The sequence below is a fragment of the Streptomyces hilarionis genome, assembly GCF_024539675.1.
Lineage (GTDB): Bacteria > Actinomycetota > Actinomycetes > Streptomycetales > Streptomycetaceae > Streptomyces > Streptomyces hilarionis.
Genome location: NZ_JAHHIT010000609.1, coordinates 1 through 313 on the forward strand (window position 1 = coordinate 1; position 313 = coordinate 313).

The 313-nt window shown below is 52.1% G+C and carries 1 protein-coding gene; it reads left to right on the forward strand.

Going from position 1 to position 313, the window contains the following annotated elements; genetic code table 11:
* Window positions 1-33 precede the first annotated feature (33 nt).
* The coding region (locus KMS84_RS39710) for a hypothetical protein (protein WP_256921515.1) at window positions 34-313 on the forward strand (280 nt) is incomplete at its 3' end.

Sequence of the window (313 nt, forward strand, 5' to 3'; positions counted from 1 at the left end):
GCTAATAGGGTGTGGTATTTGGAATAAGAGCTCATGAAGAACTTCATCTTGGTCGAAGCGCCCGTTACGAGCGAGGCTAACTACATCCTGCTTCATCTCGACCCTGGCATGCCCGACGAGGCACGCGAGTTCAAACCGTTCACCGACTACACGACTTGGCTGGCACGTAGGGGCTATGCCGTAAACACTGATAAGCTCTACTCGGAGCACGTTAGCCGCTTCATCGACTACGTGTATGAGGCGTCGAAGACCCAATTTCCTGCAGATGTCGAGGTCACTATCGAGACCGTCATCTACAGCTATCAGGTTTATC